We start from the raw sequence: 3781 nt of genomic DNA, 5'->3' as shown, positions 1-3781 counted from the left end.
TGCGAGGATCTGGATCTGATCCGCGTTTGCCATTCCAGATACAGGATCAGAGCCAAACTCCATTTCCAGCGTACCACCAGTGCCTGTCGCGTCCAGACTTCCGAGCGTGATTATGCCGAACGAAGCGCCGGGGGCGATAACGCCGCCGTCCAGTGTCACACTGCCACTTGCAGTTCCATGCCCGCCCAGACGTCCTCCAGAGGCAATTGTAAAACCTGCTTGAACAGATGCAGTGTTAAAGTCTGTCGCATCGCCAATCAGCAACATTCCTTGCTGAACTGTCAGGCCCGCTCCAAATGAGTTGCTACTGCTATTGAACACAAGCGATCCGCTGCCCGTCTTGGTGAAGGCTCCTGTGCTGGTTACAGTGTTCGTAAGCTGCAACGTCCTGTTAACGTTTTGCACCTCTACCGTACCCCCGGAAGCTCCAACGGTCAGCGCGTTATAGCTTTGCGTTCCAGTTCCGCTAAAAGCCAGCGTGGCTCCGTCCAGTGTGGTGGTTCCCGTGCCCAGCTGAGAGACCTGAGAGACCTGCAAAGTTCCCACAGAAACGGTCGCCCCGCCGCTAAAGGTGTTGGTGCCGGATAGGACAAGAGTGCCTGCTCCGGTCTTGATCAGGCTGCCTGCACCGGCCAAGTTGCCGGAAAGCGTCAGAGCACCTGCGGCACTAGTCACATCGAACGTGCTGGCACCTGTCCCCAAAGCCACAGTCGATAAGGTGGCATTGGTGCTTGCTGTATAGCTAAGGGAGGTGCCATTGAGTGTAGTGGTCCCTGTACCCAGCTGATTGGCAGCCAAGATCGACAACCCACCGCCATTAACGGAGATAATACCGGAGTAGCTGGAGTTGTTACCTGATAAGGTCAATATACCAGATCCGGTCTTCGTTAGTGCACCAGAGCCGGAAAGGTCTCCGCTATAGGTTCCGTTTGTCGCTTGAGTAAAGGCCACAGTAGCCCCATTGGCGACAGACATGTCTCCCTGAATGTTTAAGCTATCGCCTTGCAGCGTTCCCGATGAAACTGTTGTTCCGCCGCTATAGGTGTTGGTACCGGTGAGGATGAGAGTACCGGCTCCGCTCTTGGTTAAGCTGCCCGTGCCCGAAAGGTCACTCGAAACCGTAATACTCGCTGCGCTGTTGCTGACATCAAGCGTATTGTCAGCGGGACCTAAAACCAAATCGGCGAGGGTGACAGCGCTTGTACCTGTGTAATTGAGAGACCCACCATTGAGGGTAGTAGATCCCGTGCCAAGACGGTTCAGGTCATCAACTTGCAGTACTCCCGCTGAAATAACAGTCCCACCGCTGTAGCTGTTCGTCCCAGAGAGAACCAATGTCCCGCTGCCCTGCTTGGTTAGGATCCCTGTTCCCGAAAGATCGCTGCTAACCTCAAGTGTCCCAGAACTCTCAGTAACTTCCAAGGCGCCGCCTGCAGCACTTAAGACAAGATTTGAATATGTGGCACTTGTTGTTCCGCTGTAGCTCAGCGTTCCGCCATCAAGTGTCGTCGTGCCTGTTCCCAAACTGTTGATATCATCAACCTGCACACTTCCATCAGTTATGGTCGTGCCACCGCTATAATCATTCATGCCGGTCAAACGAAGAACGCCGGCCCCGTCTTTGCTAAGGCTGCCTGTTCCTGTCAACTCGCTTGAAACTGTAAAAGTGGCAGAGCTCTCCGAGACCTCAATCGTTCCGCCGCTACTCCCAATCGTTAGTGCAGAGGTTGAGCCATTTGCTGTGTCAGCATATAAAAACCTCCCACCATTAAGTACAGTAGAGCTATCATCCAGTTGATCAATATCTGTAACGCGAAGCGTCCCACCTGTGATCGTGTTGGTTCCTGAGTAAGAGCTGTTGTTCCCTGTCAATGTGGTTGTGCCGCTCTCAATGAGAACATCGCCGTCTCCAAAGAGCCCAGCATCAAATGTGTAATCTGTACTCGTATGATTAAAGACGATCACATCACGATTAGCTGTCAGGCGCACTTGATTGCCAATGAACGTACCAGCTGCTGTTGCCGCCTCACCGGTCGCGGAACCAATATTTAATGTTCCACGAGCCCCAGCTTCTTGACCAAGTACCAATCTGCGATTTCCGCCAGTAATCTCTAAAACACCACCATCAGAGAGTGTGATGGTCGCGCGAGCTGAACGACCTGCCACAATATTGGTTGCAGCCGTCCAGTTCGAGCCCGTGCCCGTAACAACAACTGAGCCCGTACCATTGAAGAGACCCATCGTGTTGTTCGCACGCGTATCAAGCGTCCCACCATCGGAAACGGTAATGGTTGCATCTTCTTGTCGGCCAATGATTATGTTTCCTGAAACAGTCCAGATTGAATCCGAACCAGAGATTGTCACCGCTCCATTACTGCTTGCAAATTCAGAAACAATAGAGTCTTGCGAGGTAACCGAACCACCATCAGAGATATTCAAGTTGCCACCAGCAGCTCCAGTTGCTCCAACTACAAGCTCATCAGAAACATTCCAGGTTGATCCTGCTCCAGTTACATTCACTGTACCTAAATTGTTAGAAACGCCAAGCTGTCCATCTGTACTTGTAACGCTAGCGCCATTTTCAACATTGACAGTACCAGTACCAGCTATACCAACACGCAAACGATCACTCAGATCCCAAGTTGAACCTGCATCTCGAATAGTAACAACTCCAGTGCCACTACCGCCATTGTTTTCGCCAACGGAGCTTTCACCTGTAATAAGAGCTCCACCTTGTTCGACAATCAGATCGCCCGTTCCGCCATTTCCAACAATCAAATCGCTATCAATGGTCCATGAAGATCCAGTTCCGGTAATCGTCGTTGTACCTTGAGACCCAAGCACCCCAACACGGCCCTGAGTACTAGCAACAGTAGCTCCATCTTCAATATTGAAGATACCCGTCCCTCCACGCCCAACACGAAGATTACCATCTGCAGTCCATGTAGAACCACTGCCAGTAACTGTCACCGTTCCTGATGAGCCATTCGTACCTAACGTGCTTACATCACTGGTTAAGTCTCCGCCTTGTTGAACAGTTAACGTGCCAGCTCCGTTGTCACCAACGACGAGCGTGCCGCCAACATTCCAAGTATCTCCATGTGTGGAACCAGGTCCGCCAACCGTTTGGTTTGGGCCCAAGGGATTATCATCATCAATCACAGCCTGCGCATATGCGTCAGGACAAGCCCATAAAAATAATCCTAGAACTAAAACCGACCGTTGAAAGCGCAGAGTCACTATTTACTGTCCATTGGCTATGATTCATCTGCTATTACTTTAAGGGAGATGTAAATAAAATATCTACAAAACAGTATCTTCTTTAAATAAATTAACAGTAAATTAAAATTTGTCATGACGTGTGAATACTAAGTGATAAAATATTACAAATATAAAACTGAATTCATCTTGCATATACTCAAGGTACAAGGTTTCATATTTCGGCCATTATTAGGTATATCTAAGCAAGATGGACTATGAAATAGTGAAGTGTCTAGCCCTTGAGCGAGTTGAAGTTGCTCAGATATGAGTGCTAACGCAGCCAACGGTAAAATTCACGCAATCCTCAGATTGCAAACAGCCTGATTTTTTCATCGAGTCGTCGATATCTCTCAGAAAGGCCAAACTCACCTTAACTGCAGATGTGATTAGTTGCCTCGGATCACATTGTCTGCGAGCTGCAACACAACAGACAAACTGAGCATTCGCTGCATCGCAGAGGCGAAGGTAATTGTTAACTCAACTGGTTTCCAATTTCATACAGGAAAGGCAAAGTTGTTTA

General features: G+C 49.6%; 1 protein-coding gene. It reads right to left on the bottom strand.

The window, feature by feature from the left end:
- Window positions 1-3141 (bottom strand): autotransporter-associated beta strand repeat-containing protein (locus PsW64_RS26975; RefSeq protein ID WP_193757872.1); only part of this gene is annotated, 3141 nt, incomplete at its 3' end.
- Window positions 3142-3781 lie beyond the last annotated feature (640 nt).

It is taken from the genome of Pseudovibrio sp. W64 (assembly GCF_001623145.1).
GTDB lineage: Bacteria > Pseudomonadota > Alphaproteobacteria > Rhizobiales > Stappiaceae > Pseudovibrio.
Note: the sequence above shows the minus strand (reverse complement) of the source record. Positions and strands in the feature narration are given on the sequence as shown.